General features: G+C 57.5%; 25 protein-coding genes and 2 tRNA genes. 16 read left to right on the top strand and 11 right to left on the bottom strand.

The annotated features are described in order from the left end of the window. Positions 1-2: 2 nt before the first annotated feature. Entirely contained in the window at positions 3-470 is a 468-nt protein-coding gene (locus tag RUA4292_RS13590; protein ID WP_058278029.1) for a DUF192 domain-containing protein, read from the top strand. A gap of 43 nt (positions 471-513) precedes the next feature. Continuing rightward, a tRNA-Pro gene (locus RUA4292_RS13585) sits at positions 514-590 on the top strand. A gap of 10 nt (positions 591-600) precedes the next feature. Here RUA4292_RS13585 and RUA4292_RS13580 read toward each other — a convergent pair. Continuing rightward, positions 601-1,035: a hypothetical protein gene (locus tag RUA4292_RS13580; protein ID WP_058278028.1), complete on the bottom strand. Its 435-nt coding sequence runs from the start codon at positions 1,033-1,035 to the stop codon at positions 601-603. 534 nt (positions 1,036-1,569) lie between these two features. Here RUA4292_RS13580 and RUA4292_RS13575 point away from each other — a divergent pair. Together RUA4292_RS13575 and RUA4292_RS13570 are read left to right on the top strand one after the other, a co-directional pair. Continuing rightward, a complete protein-coding gene (locus tag RUA4292_RS13575) occupies positions 1,570-5,190 on the top strand; it encodes a vitamin B12-dependent ribonucleotide reductase (RefSeq protein ID WP_058278027.1) in 3,621 nt (1,206 codons plus the stop codon). Positions 5,191-5,735: 545 nt separating this feature from the next. Continuing rightward, positions 5,736-5,981, top strand: coding sequence for an EF-hand domain-containing protein (locus RUA4292_RS13570; protein ID WP_058278026.1), 246 nt, complete (start codon positions 5,736-5,738; stop codon positions 5,979-5,981). 54 nt (positions 5,982-6,035) lie between these two features. Here the strand turns inward: RUA4292_RS13570 and RUA4292_RS13565 are convergent, their stop codons facing one another. Next, on the bottom strand, positions 6,036-7,580 hold the full coding sequence (locus RUA4292_RS13565; protein WP_058278025.1) for a trimethylamine methyltransferase family protein: 1,545 nt from the start codon (positions 7,578-7,580) through the stop codon (positions 6,036-6,038). Positions 7,581-7,996: 416 nt separating this feature from the next. Between RUA4292_RS13565 and RUA4292_RS13560 the strand changes: the two genes are divergently transcribed. Beyond that, positions 7,997-8,515, top strand: a complete 519-nt coding sequence (locus RUA4292_RS13560) for an outer membrane protein (protein WP_058278024.1) — start codon at positions 7,997-7,999, stop codon at positions 8,513-8,515. 6 nt (positions 8,516-8,521) lie between these two features. Here the strand turns inward: RUA4292_RS13560 and RUA4292_RS13555 are convergent, their stop codons facing one another. Beyond that, positions 8,522-9,709 (bottom strand): pyridoxal phosphate-dependent aminotransferase, encoded by a 1,188-nt coding sequence (locus RUA4292_RS13555; RefSeq protein WP_058278206.1) that lies wholly within the window; start codon positions 9,707-9,709, stop codon positions 8,522-8,524. Between the two features lie 58 nt (positions 9,710-9,767). Beyond that, positions 9,768-10,112 carry an MmcQ/YjbR family DNA-binding protein gene (locus RUA4292_RS13550; RefSeq protein WP_058278023.1) on the bottom strand — a complete coding sequence of 115 codons (345 nt, stop codon included), beginning with the start codon at positions 10,110-10,112 and terminating at the stop codon, positions 9,768-9,770. Between the two features lie 215 nt (positions 10,113-10,327). Between RUA4292_RS13550 and cysS the strand changes: the two genes are divergently transcribed. From cysS to RUA4292_RS13530, 3 genes are read left to right on the top strand one after another with little or no spacing between them, the layout of a single operon-like run. Further along, a complete protein-coding gene (gene cysS / locus RUA4292_RS13540; RefSeq protein ID WP_058278021.1) occupies positions 10,328-11,725 on the top strand; it encodes a cysteine--tRNA ligase in 1,398 nt (465 codons plus the stop codon). Continuing rightward, positions 11,725-13,359: a citramalate synthase gene (gene cimA, locus RUA4292_RS13535; protein ID WP_058278205.1), complete on the top strand. Its 1,635-nt coding sequence runs from the start codon at positions 11,725-11,727 to the stop codon at positions 13,357-13,359. Before cysS ends, cimA begins: the two co-directional genes overlap by 1 nt. Then, complete coding sequence (locus RUA4292_RS13530; RefSeq protein WP_058278020.1) at positions 13,356-14,138, top strand: squalene/phytoene synthase family protein; 783 nt, start codon at positions 13,356-13,358, stop codon at positions 14,136-14,138. Before cimA ends, RUA4292_RS13530 begins: the two co-directional genes overlap by 4 nt. On the opposite strand, the gene RUA4292_RS13525 is transcribed toward RUA4292_RS13530, so the two are convergent. Beyond that, entirely contained in the window at positions 14,139-14,729 is a 591-nt protein-coding gene (locus tag RUA4292_RS13525) for a YceI family protein (protein ID WP_058278019.1), read from the bottom strand. Between the two features lie 91 nt (positions 14,730-14,820). Here RUA4292_RS13525 and RUA4292_RS13520 point away from each other — a divergent pair, with 91 nt between their 5' ends. Beyond that, complete coding sequence (locus RUA4292_RS13520) at positions 14,821-15,237, top strand: MarR family winged helix-turn-helix transcriptional regulator (RefSeq protein WP_058278018.1); 417 nt, start codon at positions 14,821-14,823, stop codon at positions 15,235-15,237. Here RUA4292_RS13520 and RUA4292_RS13515 read toward each other — a convergent pair. Beyond that, the gene (locus RUA4292_RS13515; protein ID WP_058278017.1) at positions 15,234-16,451 is read right to left on the bottom strand and encodes an MFS transporter; all 1,218 of its coding nucleotides are present in this window, start codon (positions 16,449-16,451) and stop codon (positions 15,234-15,236) included. The genes RUA4292_RS13520 and RUA4292_RS13515 overlap by 4 nt on opposite strands. Before the next feature lie 97 nt (positions 16,452-16,548). On the opposite strand from RUA4292_RS13515, the gene RUA4292_RS13510 reads away from it, so the two are divergent. The 4 genes from RUA4292_RS13510 to RUA4292_RS13495 are packed head-to-tail and all read left to right on the top strand — an operon-like array spanning position 16,549 to position 18,645. After that, positions 16,549-17,181, top strand: a complete 633-nt coding sequence (locus RUA4292_RS13510) for a DNA-3-methyladenine glycosylase family protein (RefSeq protein ID WP_058278204.1) — start codon at positions 16,549-16,551, stop codon at positions 17,179-17,181. Further along, entirely contained in the window at positions 17,178-17,843 is a 666-nt protein-coding gene (locus RUA4292_RS13505) for an alpha/beta hydrolase (RefSeq protein WP_058271726.1), read from the top strand. Before RUA4292_RS13510 ends, RUA4292_RS13505 begins: the two co-directional genes overlap by 4 nt. A gap of 23 nt (positions 17,844-17,866) precedes the next feature. Then, positions 17,867-18,349: a GNAT family N-acetyltransferase gene (locus RUA4292_RS13500; RefSeq protein WP_233493434.1), complete on the top strand. Its 483-nt coding sequence runs from the start codon at positions 17,867-17,869 to the stop codon at positions 18,347-18,349. After that, positions 18,343-18,645 (top strand): putative quinol monooxygenase, encoded by a 303-nt coding sequence (locus RUA4292_RS13495; RefSeq protein WP_058278015.1) that lies wholly within the window; start codon positions 18,343-18,345, stop codon positions 18,643-18,645. The genes RUA4292_RS13500 and RUA4292_RS13495 overlap by 7 nt, the downstream gene beginning before the upstream one ends. A gap of 4 nt (positions 18,646-18,649) precedes the next feature. Here the strand turns inward: RUA4292_RS13495 and RUA4292_RS13490 are convergent, their stop codons facing one another. Next, positions 18,650-19,075: a VOC family protein gene (locus RUA4292_RS13490; protein WP_058278014.1), complete on the bottom strand. Its 426-nt coding sequence runs from the start codon at positions 19,073-19,075 to the stop codon at positions 18,650-18,652. Between the two features lie 31 nt (positions 19,076-19,106). Then, positions 19,107-19,712: an rRNA large subunit pseudouridine synthase E gene (locus tag RUA4292_RS13485; RefSeq protein ID WP_058278013.1), complete on the bottom strand. Its 606-nt coding sequence runs from the start codon at positions 19,710-19,712 to the stop codon at positions 19,107-19,109. A 213-nt stretch (positions 19,713-19,925) separates the two neighbouring features. On the opposite strand from RUA4292_RS13485, the gene RUA4292_RS13480 reads away from it, so the two are divergent. Then, entirely contained in the window at positions 19,926-20,510 is a 585-nt protein-coding gene (locus RUA4292_RS13480) for an HNH endonuclease (RefSeq protein ID WP_058278012.1), read from the top strand. A 6-nt stretch (positions 20,511-20,516) separates the two neighbouring features. Here the strand turns inward: RUA4292_RS13480 and RUA4292_RS13475 are convergent, their stop codons facing one another. Beyond that, positions 20,517-20,981: a disulfide bond formation protein B gene (locus RUA4292_RS13475; protein ID WP_058278011.1), complete on the bottom strand. Its 465-nt coding sequence runs from the start codon at positions 20,979-20,981 to the stop codon at positions 20,517-20,519. Further along, positions 20,978-21,556 carry a YqaA family protein gene (locus tag RUA4292_RS13470; RefSeq protein ID WP_058278010.1) on the bottom strand — a complete coding sequence of 193 codons (579 nt, stop codon included), beginning with the start codon at positions 21,554-21,556 and terminating at the stop codon, positions 20,978-20,980. The genes RUA4292_RS13475 and RUA4292_RS13470 overlap by 4 nt, the downstream gene beginning before the upstream one ends. A gap of 146 nt (positions 21,557-21,702) precedes the next feature. Here RUA4292_RS13470 and RUA4292_RS13465 point away from each other — a divergent pair. Continuing rightward, positions 21,703-21,788 (top strand) — tRNA-Leu (locus RUA4292_RS13465). A gap of 335 nt (positions 21,789-22,123) precedes the next feature. On the opposite strand, the gene RUA4292_RS13460 is transcribed toward RUA4292_RS13465, so the two are convergent. Beyond that, positions 22,124-23,617, bottom strand: coding sequence for a BCCT family transporter (locus tag RUA4292_RS13460; protein WP_233493433.1), 1,494 nt, complete (start codon positions 23,615-23,617; stop codon positions 22,124-22,126). 389 nt (positions 23,618-24,006) lie between these two features. Between RUA4292_RS13460 and RUA4292_RS13455 the strand changes: the two genes are divergently transcribed. Next, a complete protein-coding gene (locus RUA4292_RS13455; RefSeq protein ID WP_058271718.1) occupies positions 24,007-24,975 on the top strand; it encodes a TAXI family TRAP transporter solute-binding subunit in 969 nt (322 codons plus the stop codon). The last annotated feature ends 23 nt before the right edge of the window (positions 24,976-24,998 follow it).

Below are 24,998 nucleotides of genomic sequence, written 5' to 3'. Positions count from 1 at the left end.
TCATGCCTAAGTTTTTTCCGGGTCTTTTAGCGGTTTTGTTGCTTTGGTCCGGGATGACCTGGGCTGCGTGCAAGCCTGATAAGATCGACATCAAGAACGACTCGGCCCAGATCCGATTCAATATCGAATTGGCGATTAGCCCGCAGGATCGGTCGCGTGGATTGATGTTCCGCGAGTCGCTGCCAAACCGTTCGGGCATGCTGTTCGTTTTTGACCCGCCGCAGCCCGTGGTGTTCTGGATGAAGAACACGCTGCTTCCCCTGGACATCATTTTCCTCGATCGAGCTGGAACAGTGACGCGTGTCCATCAAGGTGCGATTCCCGGTGATCTGACACCAATCGAAGGTGGCGATTCCGTCTTTGCGGTTCTCGAAATCAACGCGGGACTGGCCGCGCGCTACTCGATTAAGCCCGGAACCGTCATGCGGCACGAAATTTTTTCGCAAGGTCCTGCAATTTGGTCCTGTTAGGGCTTTTCAAATCAGATTGGCATGGTTAGGAAGGCGCACGGTTCGGGGCGTGGCGCAGTCTGGTAGCGCACCTGTTTTGGGTACAGGGGGTCGTAGGTTCGAATCCTGCCGCCCCGACCACTTCTTTCACTTATGTTGGCGATCCACCTAACGCTTGGTAAAGCGCGCTAAGCGCCTTATCCAGTGTATCGCTTTCCACTGGTACTTTTACCGACGGGCCGCTTTTGCGTGGGACGTTGAAATACAGCTCGGCATCGACACGGTAGCCCGAGTTGTTCTTGGTCGTTGTCAGCCGCATCACGCTTTTGGGCAGATCCTGAGGGTAACCGTCATAGTTGAGAATCAGAAAAGCGGTCATATCCGGAGGTAGAAGCTCGGTGCATTCGAAAACCCGATTCCCGGTACTTTCAAAGCGTTCACCCGGGCCGTCGCAGCTTATCTCGAACGTGTCGAACAGCCTTTTGGGGAAATCATCGAACTGGGCGCTGCGTGCCGGAGGGCGCACATCTTGTGGTGTGCAGGCCACGATCAGGGCCAGAATCGGAAGTAAACGTGACAACGACATCTGTCCGCTCCCCTTTGAGTGAACGCGCCCGGCGGGTTACCTGACGCCGCGGTTCAAAATGACCGCTTCGTGATTCTCATCCAACCTAGACATCTTAGCGTTAGATTATCAAATTCCGATAACTGTGCCGGGAAACACAGTTAATTTACCTGTGGGTTTTTGGAAACGCCGGGTGTACTTGGTGGATGAACCTGTGGAGGAATCAGAACAGGGTGTCCGGATGCAAGTTGTCAGAAATGGGTCAATACAAAAGATATTAAAAATGACCTAAAAATGGCGTTGACGATCTATGGGTCGATACGTCAAGTTGTATGGGCCGGTAAGGTTGCCACAAAATCTGGTACGAAAACCAGAATAGGGCACAGGGCGAGGGTCGGAAAGCACATCATAGTAACGTGCAACCGTTTGATCGGTTTTGCGCTGCGGAATGCAGCGGCTGGTCTATTGCGCTCAATTTTATTCGGCATGGCGATCGGTCCGCGTCTGAGGAACTGACGCTGAAAGACAAGTTGATTGAACCTAGGGCGTGCGGACATGAAGATTGACAGGAAATTTACGAAACCGGGGCAGGACGCATATGCGGAACTGGACTTTGTCTCAGCGACGTCTGAGATCCGAAACCCCGATGGCACCATCGTTTTTCGCCTGGACAACATCGAAGTGCCCACGCGTTGGAGCCAGGTTGCCAGCGACGTCATCGCGCAGAAGTATTTCCGTAAGGCGGGCGTGCCGACTAAGCTGAAGAAAGTAAAAGAGAAAGACGTCCCCGAATTTCTGTGGCGCTCGGTCCCGGCCGATAAGGCGGAGTTCGATGGTGAGACGTCTTCAAAGCAGGTTTTTGACCGGCTGGCGGGCGCCTGGGCCTATTGGGGCTGGAAGGGTGGTTACTTCTCGACGGAAGAGGATGCGCGCGCCTACTTTGATGAGATGCGCTATATGCTGGCGACCCAGCGCGCTGCGCCGAACAGCCCACAATGGTTCAACACCGGTCTGCACTGGGCATATGGAATCGACGGTCCCGCGCAAGGTCACCACTACGTCGACTACAAGACCGGCAAGCTGACCAAATCGAAATCCGCGTATGAACATCCGCAGCCGCACGCGTGCTTCATCCAGTCTGTCGATGATGATCTGGTGAACGAAGGCGGCATCATGGATCTGTGGGTGCGCGAGGCGCGCCTGTTCAAATACGGCTCGGGTACCGGGACCAACTTCAGTCACTTGCGCGCTGAAGGCGAGGCGCTGTCGGGTGGCGGCAAGTCCTCGGGCCTCATGGGCTTTCTCAAGATCGGCGACCGCGCCGCCGGCGCGATCAAATCAGGCGGAACAACCCGTCGAGCAGCAAAGATGGTAATCGTCGATGCTGATCACCCTGACATCGAGAAATTCATCGAGTGGAAGGTGATCGAAGAGCAGAAGGTGGCCTCGATCGTAGCCGGATCGAAGATGCACGAGAAGATGCTGAACGGCATTTTCGAGGCCATCCGCACATGGGACGGCGCGCAAGACGACGCGTATAATCCCAAGAAGAATGATGCCCTGAAGGACGCGGTTCGCGAAGCCAAAAAGGTCGCGATCCCAGAAACTTACATCAAGCGCGTTCTGGACTATGCCAAGCAGGGTCACGACAGCATTGAGTTCCCGACTTACGATACGGACTGGGATTCGGAAGCCTATAGCTCGGTCTCGGGTCAGAACTCGAACAATTCGATCCGCGTGACCAATGCATTTCTGACCGCAGTTGAGAAAGATGCCGATTGGGAACTGATCAACCGCACCGATGGCAAAGTTGCCAAGACAGTCAAGGCACGCGACCTTTGGGAAAAAGTCGGCCACGCCGCATGGGCTTGTGCCGATCCCGGCATTCAGTTCCACGACACCGTCAATGAATGGCACACATGCCCCAAAGATGGTGAGATTCGCGGTTCGAACCCGTGCTCGGAATACATGTTCCTTGATGACACAGCTTGTAATCTGGCGTCGATGAACCTGCTGACCTTCCTCAAGGATGGTGAGTTCCAGGCGGAAGACTACATGCACGCCTCGCGCCTGTGGACCCTGACGCTGGAAATCTCGGTCACGATGGCGCAGTTCCCATCCAAGGAAATCGCGCAACTGTCCTATGATTTTCGCACATTGGGTCTGGGCTATGCCAACATCGGCGGTCTGCTGATGAACATGGGCTACAGCTACGACTCGGATGAGGGTCGGGCGATCTGTGGCGCGCTGACCGCGATCATGACCGGCGTGGCCTATGCCACTTCGGCCGAGATTGCCGGAGGGCTTGGACCCTTCAAGGGCTATGAGCGCAACGCAGACAATATGCTGCGCGTCATCCGTAACCACCGCCGCGCTTCGCAAGGTGTGACCGATGGGTATGAGAAACTGGCCGTGAAGCCGGTGCCTCTGGACCATGGCAACTGCCCGGACAAGCGTCTGGTCGATCTGGCGATGTCGGCTTGGGACGAGGCGCTGAGCCTTGGCGAAAAGAACGGCTATCGTAACGCGCAAGCCACGGTGATTGCGCCCACCGGCACCATTGGTCTGGTGATGGATTGTGACACGACCGGGATCGAGCCCGACTTTGCTCTGGTGAAGTTCAAAAAGCTCGCGGGTGGCGGTTACTTCAAGATTATCAACCGCTCGGTGCCGTCGGCGCTGGAAAAGCAGGGCTATTCCTCGTCTCAGATTGAAGAGATCGTGGGTTACGCGGTTGGTCACGGCACCATCGGCAACGCGCCGGGGATTAACCACACCTCGCTGACGGGTCACGGGTTTGGCCCAAATGAGCTGGCCAAGGTGGATGCCGCACTGGAAAGCGCCTTTGATATCCGGTTCGTGTTCAACCAGTGGACACTGGGCGAGGATTTCTGCACCGGCGTTCTGGGCATCCCGGCGACCAAGCTAAATGATCCGACCTTCGATCTGCTGCGCCATCTGGGCTTTACCAAGGCGGATATCGACGCGGCCAACGACCATGTCTGCGGAACCATGACGCTGGAAGGCGCGCCGCACCTGAAGGAAGAGCACTATTCGATCTTCGACTGCGCCAACCCGTGCGGCAAGAAAGGTAAGCGTTTCCTAGGGGTTGATAGCCACATCACCATGATGGCCGCAGCCCAAAGCTTCATCTCGGGTGCGATAAGCAAAACGATCAACATGCCGAATGACGCGACCATCGAGGATTGCCAGAAGGCTTATGAACTCAGCTGGTCGCTCGGTGTGAAGGCCAATGCGCTATACCGTGACGGTTCGAAACTGTCGCAGCCGCTGGCAGCCGCACTGGTCGAGGACGATGACGAGGCGGCAGAGGTTCTGGAAAGCGGCACGGCCCATGAAAAATCCGTCGTTCTCGCCGAAAAGGTTATTGAGAAGGTCGTCGTCAAGGAAATCATCCGCAGCCATCGTGAGAAACTGCCGCATCGCCGCAAGGGTTACACCCAGAAAGCGATCGTCGGTGGCCACAAGGTCTATCTGCGGACGGGTGAGTTCGAAGACGGCAAGCTGGGCGAAATCTTCATCGACATGCATAAGGAAGGCGCTGGCTTCCGGGCGATGATGAACAACTTTGCCATCGCAGTGTCGGTTGGCCTGCAATACGGAGTGCCGCTGGAAGAATTTGTCGACGCCTTTACCTTCACCAAGTTCGAACCGGCGGGAATGGTGCAGGGCAACGACTCGATCAAGAACGCGACGTCGATCCTGGATTACATCTTCCGCGAACTTGCCGTGTCCTATCTGGACCGCACCGATCTGGCCCATGTGAAACCCGAAGGTGCCACATTTGATGATCTGGGCCGCGGCGAGGAAGATGGTCTGTCCAACGTATCTGAAATCAGCGACAGCGCCGCGTCCAAGTCTTTGGAGGTGTTGAAACAAATCAGCTCGACCGGATATCTGCGCAAACGTCTGCCGCAGGATCTGGTGGTGTTCAACGGCGGCCAACCGGAAGTGAACGGCATGGCAGAACCGGCCGCGCAATTTGAAGCTCCGGTTGCGGAAACTGCCGTTGCCACGGGGATGGACGCACGGACCAAGGCCAAGATGCAGGGGTACGAGGGCGATCCTTGCGGCGAATGTGGAAATTACACGCTGGTGCGCAATGGCACCTGCATGAAGTGCAACACCTGCGGCGCAACCAGCGGGTGTAGCTAAGGAAAACGCCCCGTCAGGCGGGGTGTAGGGATCAGGGTTTCCCCTCGGATGTCCGATCCCGACGAACACGGAGCAAGGCGTTGAGACTTACCAAATACGCCTTGGTCCACTCGGTCGACATGCCCGTGTCGACCGGGAACAGGGTGGGGCGGAATATTTGCTCTTTCCCACTCTCTCACGGGACGGGTGCGCTCGTCCCATGCGACGTCCAGGCCGCAGGCAAACAAAACACCGGGCGGTCAACGAATGGAGCCTGGATGGCGAAACTGACAGGGGGCTTCGGCCCCCTTTCTTTTTGCACCTCCGAGTCGGTGATTTAGGCAGGGCCTTGCCGGAACGGCACAGGCGCATCGGGCAAGAACCGCCGAAACGTGGATTGTACGTTTCGCCCAGCGGTTGATTGCAGACGCGACTCGGACAAACACGCGGAGAATGGCGCGAAACAGGACGTGTTGCCGGGTTGGGGTGACGACGTTCATTGATTTGTTGTCTGTGGTGCCTGTCCGGACGAAAACACACACAAATACCACTTAGGAGGCATCACAATGAAACCGCAAAACCTGGCAATCATTTCCGCATTCGTATTGGGCCTGCCGGCGATGGCTGCTGCGCAGTCCTCGGCGGACACCAACGGCGACGGAGTTCTGACCATAGAAGAAGTTCAGGCCGTTCTGCCCGAGGTTGATGCCGATGGTTTCTCGGCGATGGACGCTAACGGCGACGGGTCGCTGGACTCAGATGAAATTGCCATCGCGCAGGAAGCAGGGTTGCTACCGCCCAGCAACGGTTAATCCCGCGAAGGCATCGGCGGCCCGTACGCCCACGGGCCGCCATATTTCAACGGGTTACGCCGGCAAGTAAATGTTAAACCTTCCGCGCAGTTCGGCATCCAAAAGCGGATCGAATCTGGCCGGAGACGGCGTCGAGAGAATCTCTTCCTTCCGCTTCACCGCCTTTTCGATCAAATCGGGCTTGCCAATTTCAACCCATTCCTTCGGAGAGGACCGGTCGCCGAAAGTCGGGTAGACATAGTCCGCCTGCATGCGGCTCAGCGTTGCATCGGTTCCCAGATAGTGACCGGGTCCGCCGATACAGACTTCGGCCATCTGATCCAGTGCCAGCGTTTCGTCCGTCACTTCGATACCGCGAACACAGCGTTGCGCTTGCCCGATTAAATCATCGCTAAGGATCAGGCTTTCATGGCAGAATCCCAGCAGCGAGGCATGCATGCCTGCGGACTCATACACCATGTTCAAACCCGAAAGCCCGGCCATGACGTTCGAACACATCTGCTCCCACCCGGCTTGCATGTCGGGCAGTTTCGCATCCGATGCACCGGCGGCCGCGCCGCCCGGCAAGTCGTAGAAGTGGTGCATTTGGGCGCAGCCCGCTGTCAGGAGCGCTTGTTCGCCAGACCCGATGGACATCGCACCTGTGCGCAGATCAAGGCCAAAAGGCCAAGTGCCAAATATCGCGGGAGCGCCGGGACTTACGGCGTTTACATAAACCAACCCGGCCAGGCATTCCGCGGTGGCCTGCGCGATAGCACCGGCAATTGTCGAAGGCGCGGTGGCGCCGGCCATTCCGGCCGACAGCAGCAAAACGGGCATGCCCGCTTTGATGCATTCCTCCATGACTTCGCAGCTTTCGGTTGCGAATTTCATCGGCGGAACTACGAAGCAGTTCGAGTTCGACATAAAGGGCCGCTCACGCCACTTATCCTCTCCACCAGCGATCATGTGCAGCATCTCAATCGCGGGGGCAACATGGCTGGGTTCGGTGAAGGACGTGCCGATATGTTTGAACGTTCCGGACGTGGTGGCGTAGACCGTGTTCAAATCCATCTCGAGGTTGTCGGCGATGTCGCGGCACACCATTGGGCGCTGAACAAAGTGAATGTTTTCAAGTTGTTCACAGATTCGGGACGCGTCGTGCAGGTCTTGAAGGGTCGAATCCCGGTATTCCTGCCCGTGAACATCAACCATGCTGACAGCCGCGCCGGCAGTACCAAAGTGGACGCGGTTGCCCGACAGTTCCAGATCGGAGTTGCCATCCCTTGAATGCAAGGTGACAGAGCGATTGGCCTTGGCGATTGTGTCTTCGACCAAGGCGCGGGGGAAGCGGATACGCCCGTCGTCACCCAAGATACAGCCAGCGCCGACAAGATAGTCGATCCCGCTCTGTGGGGCGTCCGCCAGACCAATGGTTTCCAGCGCGGTCAGCGCGGCTTGGTGGATACGCTCGATCTGCGCCGGGGTTAGCACCTTCAGCATGCCGCCCTCCATGCCGGGGCGGATCGGGCGCAGATGTTCGGGCAGCGCTGTGGCACGGGCCGCACGGCGCGCGGCACGACCGCCGCTGCGCGATGAATTTCGGGTTTGTTCGTTCATAATTTAAGGTCCGGTCGAAAAAGTACGTTCAAGGTGAGTGTACTCAGACCACAACCGGCCGCCCACGCGCGGCACGCCCGCGATCCGCACCAATGGTACGGCTGATCAGGCGAATCTTCCAAACGTCACTTTGCATGCGGGTCCTCAATTGGTGATGCAAACTCTCTCAATACGACGGCGCGCAATCTGTCCTGTTTGCGACCTGAGGGGCCAAAAACGAAGTGTTGTGCCTTGTCGGCATCACGTTCTTGCCGTGGGGTAAAGTTTTTTCCCGAATGTGGGAAAATCTGTTAAGCTTCTATCACTTATTTAAGATTGGTCCGTGATCTCAATGGATTTTTGACGATTGCAGACCAAGTTTTATGTGATGAATCCCATCGGTTGTGGGCGCGCTGCAAGGAATTTTGGAGAGGTTGATGAAAGCCCTGATGGCCCTCATGACCACCTGCCTGACAATCGGCATTGCACCGGTGTATGCAGAGGATTGGACGGGGGCGTATGCGGGCTTCAGCTTTGGCTATGCGGATGTAGATGGCCCAAATAACTCTGGCGGAAACGACACGACTTTTGGCCCGCTTGTCGGTTATGATCATGACTTCGGGAATTTCGTTCTTGGCGGTGAGCTGGAATACAATCGACTTTCTCTGGATCTGGGGCAGGGTGAAGGCAGCGTGGACAGTCTGACCCGCCTTAAGTTGCGCGGTGGTTATGATTTCGGACCGGCCTTGGGCTATGTCGTCGTGGGCGCGGCCCGATTGGATGCGTCACCGGAAAATGACACCGCTGCAGTGTACGGCATCGGAATTGCCTATCCCATCGGCGACAGTTTCGTCATCAGCGGTGAGGCCTTGCGTCAGGATTTTAGCGACGTCACACGAAGTCAGGGCGATATTGACGCCAACGTGTTCAACCTGCGTACAACTTTCCGGTTTTAAGGCCGTCTATTCTGCCGCGTGACTTTCCGCCAGGGCGGCGGCGAAATTGCAAATAGTTCTGAGTGCTGCAGCAAAGCGGTCGTCATCAATTGTCATCGCAACGCGCACGTGTCCTGCCGCCGCTGTGCCAAAACTTTCACCGGGCATGACGGCAATTGCGTGTGTATCCAGCAATGCGTTGGCGAATGCCTCACCGCTTAGCCCCACTGCGCGGATGTCCAGCATCAGGTACATCGCACCCTGTGCCGGCACGAGGCCAATGGTGTTCTGGGTGGCAAGAATCTCGACCGCCAACGCGCGACGACGCCGGAACGGAGCGGCGATTTCCTCTTCAAGATCATGACTCGCGCTCAAAGCAAAACTGGCGGCGTCCTGAATGAACCCGGGCACGCCGTAAGTTGTGTGCGTAGCCAGATTGATGAGATGGGCGATCACCTCCGCGGGGCCGACCACCCAACCGCATCGGGACCCGGTCATCGCATGCGACTTGGACATCGAACCAACGACCAAAGTACGCTCGGCCATTCCGGGCAGGGTACGTGGTGAGATATGCTCACCTTCCCAGACCTGCGTGTCATAAACCTCATCCGAGATCAGCCACAGGTTGCGGGCACGGCAAACATCTGCGATACCGTACAGCGTCTCGCGGGAATATACGACACCAGTGGGGTTGTTCGGGCTGTTGATCAACAGCGAAACCGCACCATCTGCCGCCGCATCGATCTGCTGCGCGCGCGGCTGGAATGCATCCTCGGCGGTGGTCTGGATCGCCCGGGCTGTCACACCGGCGCCCCGGATCGTGCCGGGGTAAGTCGCGTAGTAGGGATCGAGATACAGACCGACATCACCGGGATCGCACACCGCCACGTGTGCAGCGAACAAGGCAGATTGGCCGCCCGGGGTGATCAGCACGTTGTTGCGCGAGGTCTTCTGACCAGTGCGGGCCTGAATGCGCGCCGCAACGGTATCGCGCAGCAAATCCGACCCGGGCACCACAGCGTAGCCGGTGTTTCCCTGACGTGCCGATAGATCCATGGCATCCAGAATGGTCGGATGTGTGCGAATGTCATGCTCACCAATGGTGAGTTCAGTAATGACGTGCCCTTCGCTAATCATTCGGCGCGCACGGTAAAATACATCCCACCCATCACTGCCACCTCCGGTCAGATGAGTGATACGCTGCGACAGTTTCATGGCACGCTCCGATCTTGTCTTCAGCGCAGAATGGGCCAGAGGCATTGGAAAATGTCAATCAGCTTCGTGGGGGCAAAGTGGACTGCACTTTTTTCGTCAGGGAAGACCGCACCAGATCGTAGGATGTGGCCAGCCGATGACGCATCTCATCCTCGTCACAGCCAAACGGCAGGCGGATCCAGCTGCGATGAAAATAGGGCGCTTTGGTACCGACGCCTGCTTCGATCAGCATCTGAGCTGTCGCGATATCAGGCGTTTTGACGGACACGCCATCGTTGGCGGTGCCGATGCAGGCAAACATCTTGCCGCCAACCTTCCAGGCATCATGGCCTCCGCCCCAAGGGTCGGAAAGGTCAGCGCCTGGAAACGTGCGGCGGATGGAATTGACAAATTCTCGGCTCATGGTCGCAAGGGTGCGTCACCTTGAGATTGAACTCAAGTCTTGGCTGAACGCGTTGTCCATGCTAGGGGAAGGAAATGAACCGTATGACCTGCATCATTATCTGCTGCATTACCTGCTGATTTATCAAGCGGGCCGGTTTCTTTCGTTTTCATCCCTGAGACAAGTTGCTAAGCCCGCGCCAAGCGCAAGCATTTGCTGTCTTTAGGAGCCGACCGATGACGACGATCAAACTGCACAACACAGGGACACGGGCGAAAGAAGATTTCGTTCCGATCAGCGCCGATAACGTGCGGATGTATGTCTGCGGACCCACGGTTTATGATCGCGCCCATCTTGGCAATGCGAGGCCCGTGGTGGTGTTTGACGTGCTCTATCGGTTGCTGCGCCATGTCTACGGCGCGGATCACGTGACCTATGTACGCAATTTCACCGACGTGGATGACAAGATCAACGCGACCGCGCTGGCGCGACAGAAAGCGGGCGCTGAGGGCACACTGGAGCAGTTGGTGCAGGAACGATCGGATGAAACCATCGGCTGGTATCTGCATGACATGGGCGCGTTGGGCGCGCTTGAGCCCGACGAGATGCCGCGTGCGACTCAATACATCGCGCAAATGGTTGCAATGATTGAGGATTTGATCGCGAAGGGGCACGCCTACGCAGCCGAAGGGCACGTTCTGTTCGCGGTTGACAGCTGGAAGGAACACTACGGCGCTTTGTCTGGTCGGTCGGTGGATGACATGATCGCCGGTGCCCGGGTTGAGGTTGCGCCATACAAGCGGAACCCGATGGATTTCGTGCTGTGGAAGCCCTCGACCGATGAGTTGCCGGGGTGGGACAGCCCTTGGGGCCGTGGTCGTCCGGGTTGGCACATCGAATGCTCGGCCATGAGCTATGAACTGCTGGGCGAGAGCTTTGATATTCACGGTGGCGGAAACGACCTGATGTTCCCGCACCATGAAAACGAGATCGCGCAGAGCAAATGCGCCCATCCGCACGGTGAGTTCGCGCGGTACTGGTTGCACAATGAGATGTTGCAGGTTGAAGGCAAGAAGATGTCCAAATCACTGGGCAACTTTTTCACGGTGCATGATCTTCTTGAGCAGGGCGTGCCGGGCGAGGTGATCCGGTTTGTCTTCCTGCAGACGCATTATCGCAAGCCGATGGACTGGACTGAGAAAAAGGCCCGTGAGGCTGAGGCGACGCTGCGCAAGTGGCGGGCGCTGACAGCGGGCATCGAGCCCGCCGCCAGCGCTGCACCCGCAGTCGTTTCTGCGCTAAGCGATGACTTGAACACGGCGGGTGCTTTGGCGGAGTTGCACCGTTTGGCGGCGGATGGTGATGCGGCCTCGTTGCTGGCGGGTGCTCAGCTACTTGGTCTGTTGTCGCAAGAAATGGGTGCTTGGGCTGATACGGCTTCGGTGGATCTTTCATCTCATGCAGACAGATTGTCTGATGCGCGGGCGAGTGCAATGCAGAGCAAAGACTTCTCGGAAGTCGATCGCCTAAAGGCAGCTTACCTGGCCGCTGGTCTGGAAGTACGAATGAGCAAGGATGGGGTCGAACTGGTTCCGGGCACAGGGTTCGATGCGGCCAAGCTGGAGGGCGTATGATGACCAAAGAACGCCTCTACCTCTACGACACTACTCTGCGCGATGGGCAGCAGACACAGGGTGTGCAGTTCTCGACCGCTGAGAAGGTGCAGATCGCGCAGGCTCTGGACGAGTTAGGCGTAGACTATATCGAGGGCGGCTGGCCGGGGGCGAACCCGACGGATAGTGCGTTTTTCGATGCAGCTCCCAAAACGTCGGCCTGTTTGACCGCCTTTGGGATGACCAAACGGTCGGGCCGGTCGGCAGAGAATGACGATGTTCTTGCGGCGGTGATGAACGCGGGTACGCGGGCGGTCTGTCTGGTGGGTAAGTCGCACGATTACCACGTGACCCATGCGCTTGGCATCTCATTGGAGGAGAATGTCGAGAACGTGCGCGCTTCGGTTGCGCATATTGTGGCGCAAGGGCGCGAGGCACTGTTTGATGCCGAGCATTTCTTTGATGGCTGCAAGGACAATCCAACCTATGCGATTGAGGTTTGCTGGGCCGCGATGGATGCCGGTGCGCGCTGGGTTGTTCTGTGCGACACCAATGGCGGCGCTTTGCCCGCGGAGGTGTTTCGGATTGTGTCCGAGATGGTCGCGGCGGGCCTGCCGGGGGATCGGCTGGGTATCCATACCCACAACGATACGGAAAACGCGGTGGCCTGTTCATTGGCGGCTGTCGATGCGGGTGCGCGGCAGGTTCAGGGAACTTTGAACGGATTGGGTGAGCGTTGCGGAAATGCGAACCTGACCTCATTGATCCCGACGCTGCTGCTGAAAGAACCTTATGCATCGAGCTTTGACATCGGCGTCAGTTTCGAGGCGCTGGCGGGTCTGACGCGCGTCAGCCGCATGCTGGACGAGATCCTGAACCGGGTGCCCAGCAAACAATCGGCCTATGTCGGGGCGTCGGCTTTTGCGCACAAGGCAGGGCTGCATGCCAGCGCGATCCTCAAGGACCCGACGACCTATGAACATGTGGATCCGGCGTCGGTTGGGAACACACGGATCATTCCGATGTCGAACCAGGCGGGGCAGTCGAACCTGCGCCAGCGTTTGATCGAGGCCGGTTTGTCGGTCGAATCCGGTGACCCGGCCTTGGGCCGTATCCTCGAGCGGATCAAGCTGCGTGAGGCAGAAGGTTATTCCTACGACACTGCGCAGGCCAGCTTTGAGTTGCTGGCGCGGGACGAACTGGGTCAACTGCCTGAATTCTTTGAGGTAAAGCGGTACAAGGTCACCGTTGAACGGCGCAAGAACAAGTACAACAAGATGGTCAGCTTGTCCGAGGCCGTTGTTGTGGTGAAGGTCGACGGCGAAAAGAAGCTGTCGGTCAGCGAGTCTCTGGATGGGTCCGGCGGTGACCGGGGTCCGGTGAATGCGCTGGCCAAGGCGCTGGCCAAGGATTTGGGGCAGTATTCGCGGATTCTGGATGATATGCACCTGGTCGACTTCAAGGTGCGTATCACGCAGGGCGGCACCGAGGCGGTGACCCGCGTCATCATCGACAGCGAAGACGGGCAGGGGCGGCGGTGGTCCACGGTCGGAGTCAGCGCGAACATAGTCGATGCCTCGTTCGAGGCGTTGCTGGACGCGATCCAATGGAAACTGGTGCGTGATTGTGGCCCACAGTCGGCAGTCGCCGAGTGAGTGCTCCATTTGACGATGACGTCAAGGCCTGTGCCGCGCTGTTGCATCGGGTGGATCCCGACCGGTTCATGGCGGCCATGGCGGCCCCGGTTTCCGCACGTGCGGTGTTGTTTCCGATCTATGCGCTGAACATCGAAGTCGCCCGGGCACCTTGGGTCACGCAAGAACCGATGATTGCCGAGATGCGCTTGCAATGGTGGCGTGATGCGTTGCAAGAAATTGCCGAAGGTCCGACTGTTCGCCGGCATGAGATCGTCACGCCGCTGTCGCGTGTCTTGTCCCCTCATCTTGCGTCGATGATGGATGAATATGTGGCCGTAAGGCGTTGGGATATCTATCGCGACCCGTTCGAGGGCGAAGATCATTTCGACGCATACATAAACCACAGCGCGGGCACGCTCACGGTGGTAGCGGCACAAGCGCTGGGGTCGGCGGATGAGGAAGTCGTGCGGGACTTTGGCTATGCCGTTGGGGTCGCGAATTGGTTGCGCGCCATCCCGGACCTTGAAGCGCGCGGGCGAATTCCGCTGCTGGATGGCACGCCTGCGGGTGTTCAGCGTCTGGCCGAAAAAGCGTACGGGCGGTTGAAACGGGCCCGTACTCAGCGACACTCGGTTTCGGCAAAAGCTGCTGCCGCGTTGCATGCCGGTTGGCAAACTGAATTGGTTCTAAAGCAGGTCATTGCGCGCCCGGACAGGGTCGCTGCCGGATCACTCGGTCCGGGTGAAATCCGCCGCCGCCTGTCATTGATGGTGCAGGCGGCGACGAGGCGCTGGTAATTACTCCCAGCCGCCGGCGCGCATTTCGGCCGAGATTTTCAGCTGAACCAAGTCCGACGTTCCCGGGGCAAACATCCCGACGCCATACTCGCTGCGCAAAAGCTGGCCAGCGGCTTCGACGCCAATCCAGTCACCTTTGTAATAATCGAAAAATCCGGCCAGGGGATGTTCACCCATGAAGGTCAGGTCGATCTCAAGCGTTGCGGGCTTGGTCTGATCCTTGATTGTCAAATCTCCGATCATTTGCAGGATGCTTGCACCGGTTTGCACTGCCGAGGTCGAGACGAATTTGATACTTGGGTACGCCTCGACCTCGAAGAAATCACCGCTTTTGAGGTGATCGTTGAGCGGCCCCCAACCGGTTTCAACACTTGAGGCGTCGATTGTGATATCCGCGCTGGTTGCGGTGACATTTTCGGGGTCAAACTCGACGGTGCCGGATACGATGGTCCATTCGCCGGATTGTTCGGTCAGTCCCGCGTGGTTGTAGTAGAAACGGATTTCGGTGTGACTTTGATCAAAGTGATAGGTTTCGGCAAGGACTGGTGTGGCCAGTGCCAAGACGAGGGCAGATGCGGTAAACAGCTTCATGACATTTCTCTGATTTGCAGGGTTGATAATTAACATGTAAATGCATCTAAAATGATGAGCAAAGGAAAACCACAATCCTCGCGGAGGCGTGATGAACGGATTTGAAGAACGAGAGGCGGCTTGGATCGCACTGAACCAGACACGCACCCGGATCTTTTCCCGGGCTGAGCGCGCGCTGGTGGCAGCCGGATATCCACGACTGCACTGGTATGATGTTCTGTGGGAGTTAGAGAGATCGCCGGACGGTCTGCGCCCCAAACAACTAGAGCAGCAATTTCTGTTTGATCAGTCCAGCTTTTCTCGTCAGGTTGCACGGATGGCGGAAGACGGGTTGCTGACACGCCATGCTGCAGCTGGGGACGGGCGGGGGAAGGTTCTTCGCATTACAGACGAAGGCCGCACCCTGAGGCGGCAGATGTGGGATATCTACCGCATGCACATTGATGAGGGGATCGCCGAGGCACAGAAATTAGGTGCCTTTGCACCGATACTGAACCTTAACGATTAGGCCGTTCGGGGCCGCATCGTCAGCCACAAAAGCGCGCCGCCCGCCAAAGTCAGAAGGGGGATCATCGCGACGTTCACCGCGGTCCAACCTTCGATGGGAGAGCCGCCGGAACAGTTCATTAGCCCGCCGGAAGCCAGCGAGGCAAACGTGACGCCACCAAACACCAGCAGGTCGTTCAACCCCTGCATTCGTCCGCGCTCGCTGACGTCGTGCGATTCAGCCAACATGGTGGTTGCGCCGATAAAACCAAAGTTCCAGCCAATGCCCAGCAGGATCAGCGCGACAAAGAAATTACCCAGTTCAACGCCCTGCAAAGCTACCACTCCGGCCGCAGCTAGTATGAGAAGACCCAGTGCCACAATCCGTTCGACCCCAAAGCGGGCAATCAATTGTCCGGTGAAAAAGCTGGGAATGTACATCGCCAACACGTGGCTGGTGACGACATCCGCCGCGTCATTGGCGCTGAACCCGCAGCCCACGACGGCCAGCGGTGTCGACGTCATCACAAGGTTCATCAGCGCGTAGGACACCATGGCGCAGATGATTGCAACCGCAATACGCGGCGTCTTCAGCAGCTCGATCCGGGACCGGCCTTTGGGGGCATCTGCCGCAGGTTTGGGCGGGGTCGGAATGTCGAGAAAAAAGAACAGGGCCGAGCCAATGACGTTCACCGCGATGACAGCGATATACGTGCCGAGAAAAGGGATGACATACGCGGTCGAGGTCAGTTTGACGATCTGAGGCCCGATGATTGCCGCTGCCAGACCGCCCGCCATGACGTAGGAAATCGCCTTGGGACGGAAATCGTCCGATGCGGTGTCAGCGGCGGCAAAGCGATAGAAACCGTGCGCGCTCATGTAGATGCCGGTCAGCAGGCTGCCAGCAAGAAACACTGGGAATGACCCCAGAAACAAGCCATATGCGCCGACAAGCCCGCCGCAAGCCCCTGCCGTTGCCCCCACCAGAAATCCAGCACGGCGACCCCACCGTTGCATAATGGCCGAGATCGGCGTCGCCGCCAGCATTGAGCCGAGGACGATCAATGATATGGGCAGAGTCGCCAGGCAGGGATTGGTTGCCAATGATTGGCCGGCCAGCCCACCGACGATAAAGATCATCGGCATCTGTGCGCCAAGCAAGGCCTGCGCGGCCACCAGAACGGCGACATTCCGTTTGGCCTGACTGTTGTCGGAGGGGGTGGCGGTCATAGTCATGAGCACATGCGTAATGTCGAAAACGATTGTGCACAAGCGGGTTGCATCTGCGGCAAAGCAGCCTAACGTGCAGTCGATCATCGAGGCCGGAGAACACATGTCCGTTGGACGGATAATAGAAACACCCGACTGTGTGGAAGAAGGCGCGACGTGGCTGGCCGAAAGCTGCCCGCGCATGGCCTATGCGATGGAACAGACCGGTCCGTTGCCCTTGCGCCGTCGCCCGGACGGTTTTGCGCAACTGCTTAGCGCCATAGTTAGTCAGCAGGTGAGTGTGGCTTCGGCCAATGCGATCTGGAACCGGTTGAAGGATGCGAAACTGACCGGCCCGCGCAAAATCATGTGGGCTGCCGACGATGATCTGCGTGCAGTTGGGTTGAGCCGGCAAAAAATCCGCTACGCCCGCGCTTTGGCTGAGGCGCGCATTGACTACAAAGCCTTGCGGGACGTTTCAAACGATAACGTGGTGGCGATCCTGACCGAGGTGTCGGGTATTGGCGTCTGGACCGCCGAGATCTACACCATGTTTTCGCTCGGCCGCGCTGACGTGATCGCGCCGGGCGATCTGGCGCTGCAAGAGGCTGCGCGCATTCTCTATGATTTGCCCGATCGGCCGACCGACAAACAGTTGCGCCAGATGGCCGAAGCCTGGTCGCCCTGGCGGTCGGTTGCGGCGCGGGTTTTGTGGGCCTATTACCGGGTGGCAAAAGAACGAGAAGGGATCAGATGACACGGGTTTTGAATGCGCTCCGAAAAGAGCCGGTTTCGGGCGATACACGCTCGGTCGTGGTGTTCGTGCACGGCTATGGCGCCAACGGGGCCGATTTGCTGGGGTTGGCCGATCCGCTGGGGGAACATCTGCCCGACACGTTGTTTGTGTCACCCGATGCGCCGGAACAGATCCCCGGAATGCCCAACGGATATCAGTGGTTTCCGATCCCGTGGATTGACGGGTCGTCCGAAGAAGAAGCACGCCGTGGCATGGAAATGGCCGCCGACGATTTCAACGCTTTCCTTGATGCCCTGATGGTGGATGAAGATGTGCTGCCCGAGCAAGTGGTCCTGTTTGGGTTCTCGCAAGGTACGATGATGAGCCTGTACGTCGCGCCGCGCCGCGAAGACCCGGTGGCTGGGATTGTTGCGTTCTCTGGCCGGTTGTTGGAACCGGACCTGCTGCCCGACGAAACCGTCAGCCGAATGCCGATCCTTTTGGTGCATGGTGATGCCGACGACGTGGTTCCACCACAATCGTTGCCCGAAGCTGCCGAAGCACTGCAGGCTGCAGATTTCAAAGAAGTATATGCGCATGTCATGAAAGGCACCGGCCACGGGATTGCCCCGGACGGTCTTAGCGTCGCGCTGGCCTTTATGCGCGACAAGCTGAGCCTGTAGCGATGATCGCGGTCCGTCCCATGATGCCTGAGGACGTGGCAGTTTCCTGCCAAATACTCAACGAAATCATAGACATCGGCGGGACGACCGCGTTTGAAACACCGTTTTCTGAGGCGCTGTTTGCCCAAGTCTACCTGAATGGCGCAGACAAAATCTGTTGCCACGTTGCCCTTGATGAACAGGGCGAGGTGGCCGGGTTTCAATGGCTTGGCACGAATGAGAACCTGCCGGAAGATTGCGCGGATATAGCGACTTTCACCCGGCGAGAGCCGGTGTTGAAAGGGGCAGGGCGGGCGTTGTTCTCTGAAACCGCGACCTATGCCGCGGCCCTTGGGTTCAGCGCGCTCAACGCGACGATCCGGGCCGACAACCGGCAGGGGCTTAGCTATTACGACAAGATGGGTTTCCGCGACTACTCGGTCACTTATGCTGTTTCTCTGCAAGACGGAACGCCAGTCGACAGGATTTCGAAACGGTTTGAATTGAAGAAGGAAACGACATGCTGATAGTCACCGGAACCGTTGAAGTGTCGCTAGATAGTGTCGACAAAGCCATTGAGGCCGCACAGAAAATGGTCGCCGAGACCGTAAAAGAGTCCGGCTGCCCGATCTATGAATTCAGCCAGATACTCGGGCAATCCAACAAGTTCCGCGTGTATGAAGAATGGCAGGATCAGGCCGCGCTCGAGGCGCATTTCGCAGCCCCGCATATGGCCCAGTTTCAGGCTATTCTGGGCGAAGTGGGCGTTATCTCGAGTGACATCTACCGGATTGTCGGGGGAGAAAAGAAACCGCTGCGCTAAGCGATCAGTTCCACAGGTGACCTTCAGCGAATTCCACCGAGTCTCCGGCGGGGTCCCGAACATACAGCGACCGTGCCCCGCTTGGCCAATCGAACTCGGCGTCTATGGGGATGTTCCACTCCAGCAGATGCTTGCGCATTTCGTCGATCTCTGTCCGCGATAAAGTCATGCAGACGTGACCGGGCCCGCGTGCGCCATGCGGCGGGACGGGCAGGTTCGGATTTTCCGGCGGTTTTGCCGTCTCATCAGCGTTGAACAGCAACAACACCGATCCGCCGACGCGGAAGAACGCATGCCGGTTCGCGACGCGTTGAATACACTCTAACGCCAGTATTTCACCATAGAATCGTTCAGCCGAGTCCAGATCGCCAACATAAAGCGCGGCCTCAAGGATCCCCTCTGGGGATGGTGTGCTTCGGGTGACCTTCATGCCTTAACCCTATCACAAAAGGACGTTTTTGTCACCTGCGCGGTCGGCGGTCCCGTTTGCGCTTCGGAGCGGAATCCAATACAGCAGCTGTCAGGCTGTCCCATTGACCGGGCGCCAACCCCTCTAGCGTATAGTCCCCGATCCGGGCGCGGATCAGGCGCAGGGTGGGATGACCGACCGCTGCCGTCATGCGTCGAACCTGCCGGTTGCGGCCTTCGCGCAAGGTCAGCTCAATCCAGCTGTCCGGTACTGTTTGGCGTACGCGGATAGGTGGGTTTCGTGGCCATAGATCTTCGGGCTCATCCATCAACCGTGCCTTGGCCGGGCGCGTCGGTCCGTCCTTCAGATCAATCCCGTCGCGCAGAGCCTTCAGGGCAGCAGCATCGGGTGAACCTTCCACCTGAACCCAATAGGTCTTGGGCATCTTGTGCTTGGGGTCCGATATTTGCGCCTGCAGCCGGCCGTTGTCAGTCAGCAGCATCAGGCCCTCGCTGTCGCGATCCAGCCGCCCAGCCGGATACACACCGGGCAGGTCGATGAAATCCGACAAAGTGCTGCGCGGCGTCTCTGCATTTGCGCGGTCAGTAAACTGCGGCAACACATCGAAGGGTTTGTTGAATCGTATGAACCAGCTCATGACCTCGCCATAGCCTGCCGGACACAGCGAATGCAACCTGTGGATAACTGTCACGTCTTTGTTACGGAGCAGGCATACTCAATACCCGAGATGTTGTGGAAACTCAGGGCTTGTCAGAGTTTTAACACGATATATAGTTAAGTTAAGGCCGGGGCGGGTGTTCCCCGCTCTGGTGTCAATAACGGGCAGAGCAGAGCGAGGAGCGATTCCGATATGGACGGAGAATTCAGGACCGAATTTGTCAGGGAACCGGGTGCCCTAAAGCACCATCCGGCATTGGTTTTGAACGCCGACTATCGCCCCTTGTCCTATTACCCCTTATCCCTGTGGCCCTGGCAAGAAGCGATCAAGGCGGCCTGGCTGGACAGGGTGGACATCGTGGCCGAATACGACGAGGTCGTCCGAAGCCCAAGTACCGAGATCCGAATACCGTCGGTCGTTGTCCTGAAAGACTATGTAAAACCCAGAAAGCGCGTGGCCTTCACGCGCTTTAATTTATTTTTAAGGGACGAGTTCCGCTGCCAGTATTGTGGAAGCCGGGACAACCTGACCTTTGACCATGTTGTTCCGCGGGCTGCCGGGGGTGTGACCAGTTGGCAGAACGTTGTGGCGGCGTGCAGCCCCTGCAACCTGAGGAAGGGATCGAAGTCGCTGCGGCAGGCGGGCATGTCGCTGCGCAAGCCGCCGCGTCAGCCAGATGCCGAGGCACTGCGAAACATCGGACGCAAGTTCCCCCCGAACCACCTGCATGACAGCTGGATCGACTTTCTGTATTGGGATGCCGAACTGGACGCGTAGTAACGCTTATTTCGCACGGAACGCGGCCAGCCAGACCAAAACCAGACCAGCAGATAGCAGAGCGTTCCAGCCAGCCATCGACAGGCCGAACATCTCCCACGGGATATCATCACAGCGCACAAGTGGCGCGGACATGATCTGATCCATCAGTTCCTCAGCGGACAACCCGCCAATATCACCTGACGTGCAGCTGGTTGGACCTTCCCACCATTTCTGCTCGACACCTGCGTGGTACATGCCAATCCCGGCAGTCACCATCGCAGCAACTGCACCCAAAAGGGGCAGGGGGCGGATGCCCGGAAAGGCGAAGGCCAACACGCCAATCAGAACGGCCGCGCCGTGGGGATAGCGTTGCCAGATGCACATTTTGCAAGGGGCCATACCGCCCAGGTGTTGAAACGCCCATGCGCCTAACAACAGTGCGGCGGAACCGCCTGCCGCAATCAGGATCAACAGTTTTTTGCGTGTCATAGGAACTTCACCGCTAAAAACCCACCGAACAGCAGGATGACAAACAGAGTGAACATAAGCCCCAGACGCTTTTCGATGAAGTTGCGAATGGGTTCACCAAAACCCCAAAGCAGCCCGGCAACAACAAAGAACCTGAGCGCGCGGGCCAAAATCGACGTGGCGATGAATGTGCCCAGCGGCATGCCCGTCCAGCCGGACATGATGGTGATGACCTTGTACGGGAAAGGGGTAATCCCTGCGCCCAACACGGCCCAGAATCCGAAGTCATTGAACTTGGTGTTGAACTCTTCCATGGCATGCGCCTTGCCCATGGATTCGAGGATGGGTTGGCCGATGCTTTCATAGAAGAACGCGCCAATAGCATATCCCAGCATGCCCCCCAGCACCGACGCCACCAGGGCAACTGTCGCGATCAGCCAGGCGCGTGACGGGCGCGCAAGAATCATGGGAATCATCAGAACGTCCGGGGGAATCGGAAAGAACGAGCTTTCGACAAATGCCACAATGGCCAGAGCCCAAAGCGCGTGCGGGTGTTCGGCCAGACGAATGGTCCAGTCATAGAGCGATCGCAACATCAGATGCTAAAATCCCGTTCTCTTGTTGCGTCAGCCAAACCATGCGCCTGATGGGGCGTCAACCGTGCCTGAAGAAAACAAACTGAATATCGGTTGTTTTTTGCCTCTGGACCTTCCCGAATATGAAGGCTAATCCAGTGTTCGTGGCCCAAGTGGCGGAATGGTAGACGCAGGGGATTCAAAATCCCCCGGTAGTGATACCGTGCCGGTTCGAGTCCGGCCTTGGGTACCAAAGTAAAAACAGAGGGTTAGGGGAACCTGCTCTCTGTTTTTTCTTTTCTGACGTTTCGAATGCTCATGTTGCCACTTTTGGCCGGTGTATCGAAAATGTCGGGGTTATGACGGTCCTTGGAAAGCTTGGCGACAATCTGAGTTCCGGATTGTGCGCGCAGTTTCATCGGGCAAGTTTTCTAGCAAACTCAAAAAAAAGCGAACAGACTTGGGCTGTTCAAGCCGAATCCATTCCCAGTTTCTGCGTTCACTTACTGCGTCGCAGGATCAGCCACGCCAGAAACCCAACATAGGCGAAAACGCTTAGGTTCAGTGCGGTGTCGATCAGTTGGCCACTCATGATTGGTCCTCCTGCGCCAGACGTTTGAACAGACAGACAACAAGAATTGGCACGATAAACACGAAGGCGATGGCTGACAGCGCTATGATGGACCTTACAAGAGAGATATCGCCCACCAGAATCATCGCCATCCCTAACGCGCCAAGGATAATGCCCCAAATCGTACGAATTCGGGGGGAGGGGTTGTCGTCGCCTCCGGTCCCTATCATCGCAAGGGTGAATCCGGCGCTTACGACGCTGGTAACCACAAACAGGAACGCGGCCAGGATTGTTGCTATTCTTGTGATGCCGTCCAGCGGGAAGCGCTCAAGCAACGCAAATGTTGTTGCGTCGAGGTTCTCTGCGTTGACGGCTGATAAGGCTCCGTCCTGACGCAAAGCATCGAAAAAACCCAAGCCGCCAAAAACGCCGAACCACAGGATAGAGAACAGTGTAGGGGTGACGACGACTCCGATCAGAAACTCTCGGATCGTGCGTCCGCGGGAAATCCGGGCGATGAAAATGCCCACGAAGGGTGACCAAGCCAGCCACCAGATCATATAGTTCAGCGTCCAGCCGTGGAACCAGTCGACCAACAGGTCGTCGAAGAATTCTGCAGTCGAGAATCCTGCTGGCAGGACACCGAACAGATAGCGTCCGAATCCCGAAACGATGCCATCCATCAGATAAGATGTGGGACCCAGCACCAGAAGATAGACCATCATCCCAACGGCGATCAGCATTGCTGCGTTGGACAGCAGGGCCATTCCGTCTCCCAGATCGCGACGCAACGGTATGATGAATGCAATACAAAGCGCGGCAAAAACGGGCAGCGTCAGCACGCTTGGGGTTTCTATACCCAACAGGCCTGCCAATCCGGTTTGAATCTGAAATACCCCCATTGCCATTGAGCCCGCCAACCCGACGGCAATTGCGACGATCGAGAGCAAGTCGAAAACCCACCCCAGCGCTTTTGTCCATCCTACTTCGCCAAGTGCGTCGGTGACTGGCGCACTCAGTAACAAAGTGCGATTTCGGCGATAGGCAAAATAGGCGATGACCAATCCGACGATTCCGTAAATCGCCCAGGCGTGGAACCCCCAGTTCAAGTAGGTCACGAACATCGCATAACTGGCCGCTTCTGCGTCGCTATTATATTGACGCAGCACTTCGTAGTGGGTCAGCGGCTCGGCTGCGCCATAGAACAGTAGACCGACACCCATTCCTGCGGCGAATAACATCGCGATCCATGCGGTCGTTGAAAACTCTGGTTCGGCTGTGTCAGGGCCAAGGCGGATATCTCCAAATCGTGACAGGGCCAGAAAGAGGACCACAAACAAAAGCCCGCTGACCTCAAGCATGATGAACCAGCCGCGGCTGTTGAATTGCGTCTCAACCGCCGATGCAGCAATGCGACCCAGGCCTTGCGGGTCAGCAATGCCCCAGATTGCGATGGCCGCACTAAGGGCTAGGGCGATCACAAGCATCGGACTGGGTGATTTGCCGTCCACTGTCCAGAACCCTTCCGCGTAAATTCATAAAACATCGGGTCGTTTGGCCAAGCCTAGGTTGCGGAATCCAAACTTTCAAAGTTTTTTTGGATATTTAGCTGGCGCGGTTTCTCATGATCTGGCCCAGTGATGCCGATCTGTGCCAATCGGCCCCTTTAAAGGGGGAAACTTTCGGAAATCTCCTCACATCTGCGGATCGGGGCCTTCATACCCCGCGCAGGGGTTGACAAGCGGAGTGTCTGAATGAAACGTCAAAGGCGTTGGGAGACTTTTAAATTTCAGATGCTTGACCCGTTGCAAGACGGGTTCGCTTGCCGTACCGGCAAGGTCCCTGGATGGGGGCCGCTGAACTGTCTCTCATCCACAATAAGAGTTGGGAGTTCTCAAAAATGAAAAATAGCAGCAAGCTTAGCCTGGGCGCGGTCGTTACCGCAGCTCTTATGGCTCCGGCCGCTTATGCAGAAGAGTTTATCACTATTGGTACCGGCGGTGTGACCGGCGTGTACTATCCGACTGGTGGCGCGATCTGCCGTCTGGTGAACAAAGGCCGTAAAGAGCACGGCGTGCGTTGCTCGGTCGAGTCGACTGGTGGTTCTGTCTACAACATCAACACCATTCGCGAAGGCGAGTTGGAGTTTGGTGTCGCCCAGTCCGACTGGCAGTACCACGCCTATAACGGCAGCTCGAAATTCGAAGAGGCTGGCCCCTTCGAAAACCTGCGCGCCGTCTTCTCGGTACACCCCGAACCATTCACCGTTGTTGCACGTGCCGATTCCGGCATCACCAACTTCGAAGACCTGAAGGGCAAGCGCGTCAACATCGGCAACCCCGGTTCCGGTCAGCGCGGCACGATGGAAGTCCTGCTGGGCGAAATGGGTTGGACCACCGACGATTTCGAGCTGGCGACCGAGCTGAAAGCGGCTGAACAGTCGGCGGCTCTGTGTGACAACCAGATCGACGCTATGGTTTACACCGTCGGTCACCCGTCGGGCTCGATCCAGGAAGCGACTACAGCCTGTGACTCGGTTCTGGTGAACGTCAGCGGCGACGCCGTCAGCAAGCTGGTAGACGACAACTCGTTCTACCGTACCGCAACAATCCCCGGTGGCATGTACCGTGGTTCGGATGGCGACACCTCGACCTTTGGTGTGGGCGCGACGTTCGTGACCTCGGCAGACGTGTCAGATGACGCGGTTTATGCGGTTGTCAGCTCGGTCTTCGAGAACTTCGACGATTTCAAAAAGCTGCACCCTGCATTTGCCAACCTCAAGCCCGAAGAGATGATTGCAGATGGGCTGTCGGCTCCACTGCATCCGGGTGCTGAGAAGTACTATAAAGAAAAAGGCTGGGTTCAGTAAGCCAGACCTAAAGCAGGGTGCCC

The sequence above is a fragment of the Ruegeria atlantica genome (assembly GCF_001458195.1).
In the GTDB taxonomy this organism is placed as follows: domain Bacteria; phylum Pseudomonadota; class Alphaproteobacteria; order Rhodobacterales; family Rhodobacteraceae; genus Ruegeria; species Ruegeria atlantica.
Note: the sequence above shows the minus strand (reverse complement) of the source record. Positions and strands in the feature narration are given on the sequence as shown.

Coding starts and splice junctions, on each gene's coding strand:
- RUA4292_RS13590 (WP_058278029.1), top strand. CDS start 3: ATGCCTAAGTTTTTTCCGGGTCTTTTAGCGGTTTTGTTGCTTTGGTCC.
- RUA4292_RS13580 (WP_058278028.1), bottom strand. CDS start 1,035: ATGTCGTTGTCACGTTTACTTCCGATTCTGGCCCTGATCGTGGCCTGC.
- RUA4292_RS13575 (WP_058278027.1), top strand. CDS start 1,570: ATGAAGATTGACAGGAAATTTACGAAACCGGGGCAGGACGCATATGCG.
- RUA4292_RS13570 (WP_058278026.1), top strand. CDS start 5,736: ATGAAACCGCAAAACCTGGCAATCATTTCCGCATTCGTATTGGGCCTG.
- RUA4292_RS13565 (WP_058278025.1), bottom strand. CDS start 7,580: ATGAACGAACAAACCCGAAATTCATCGCGCAGCGGCGGTCGTGCCGCG.
- RUA4292_RS13560 (WP_058278024.1), top strand. CDS start 7,997: ATGAAAGCCCTGATGGCCCTCATGACCACCTGCCTGACAATCGGCATT.
- RUA4292_RS13555 (WP_058278206.1), bottom strand. CDS start 9,709: ATGAAACTGTCGCAGCGTATCACTCATCTGACCGGAGGTGGCAGTGAT.
- RUA4292_RS13550 (WP_058278023.1), bottom strand. CDS start 10,112: ATGAGCCGAGAATTTGTCAATTCCATCCGCCGCACGTTTCCAGGCGCT.
- cysS (WP_058278021.1), top strand. CDS start 10,328: ATGACGACGATCAAACTGCACAACACAGGGACACGGGCGAAAGAAGAT.
- cimA (WP_058278205.1), top strand. CDS start 11,725: ATGACCAAAGAACGCCTCTACCTCTACGACACTACTCTGCGCGATGGG.
- RUA4292_RS13525 (WP_058278019.1), bottom strand. CDS start 14,729: ATGAAGCTGTTTACCGCATCTGCCCTCGTCTTGGCACTGGCCACACCA.
- RUA4292_RS13520 (WP_058278018.1), top strand. CDS start 14,821: ATGAACGGATTTGAAGAACGAGAGGCGGCTTGGATCGCACTGAACCAG.
- RUA4292_RS13515 (WP_058278017.1), bottom strand. CDS start 16,451: ATGACTATGACCGCCACCCCCTCCGACAACAGTCAGGCCAAACGGAAT.
- RUA4292_RS13510 (WP_058278204.1), top strand. CDS start 16,549: ATGTCCGTTGGACGGATAATAGAAACACCCGACTGTGTGGAAGAAGGC.
- RUA4292_RS13505 (WP_058271726.1), top strand. CDS start 17,178: ATGACACGGGTTTTGAATGCGCTCCGAAAAGAGCCGGTTTCGGGCGAT.
- RUA4292_RS13500 (WP_233493434.1), top strand. CDS start 17,867: ATGCCTGAGGACGTGGCAGTTTCCTGCCAAATACTCAACGAAATCATA.
- RUA4292_RS13495 (WP_058278015.1), top strand. CDS start 18,343: ATGCTGATAGTCACCGGAACCGTTGAAGTGTCGCTAGATAGTGTCGAC.
- RUA4292_RS13490 (WP_058278014.1), bottom strand. CDS start 19,075: ATGAAGGTCACCCGAAGCACACCATCCCCAGAGGGGATCCTTGAGGCC.
- RUA4292_RS13485 (WP_058278013.1), bottom strand. CDS start 19,712: ATGAGCTGGTTCATACGATTCAACAAACCCTTCGATGTGTTGCCGCAG.
- RUA4292_RS13480 (WP_058278012.1), top strand. CDS start 19,926: ATGGACGGAGAATTCAGGACCGAATTTGTCAGGGAACCGGGTGCCCTA.
- RUA4292_RS13475 (WP_058278011.1), bottom strand. CDS start 20,981: ATGACACGCAAAAAACTGTTGATCCTGATTGCGGCAGGCGGTTCCGCC.
- RUA4292_RS13470 (WP_058278010.1), bottom strand. CDS start 21,556: ATGTTGCGATCGCTCTATGACTGGACCATTCGTCTGGCCGAACACCCG.
- RUA4292_RS13455 (WP_058271718.1), top strand. CDS start 24,007: ATGAAAAATAGCAGCAAGCTTAGCCTGGGCGCGGTCGTTACCGCAGCT.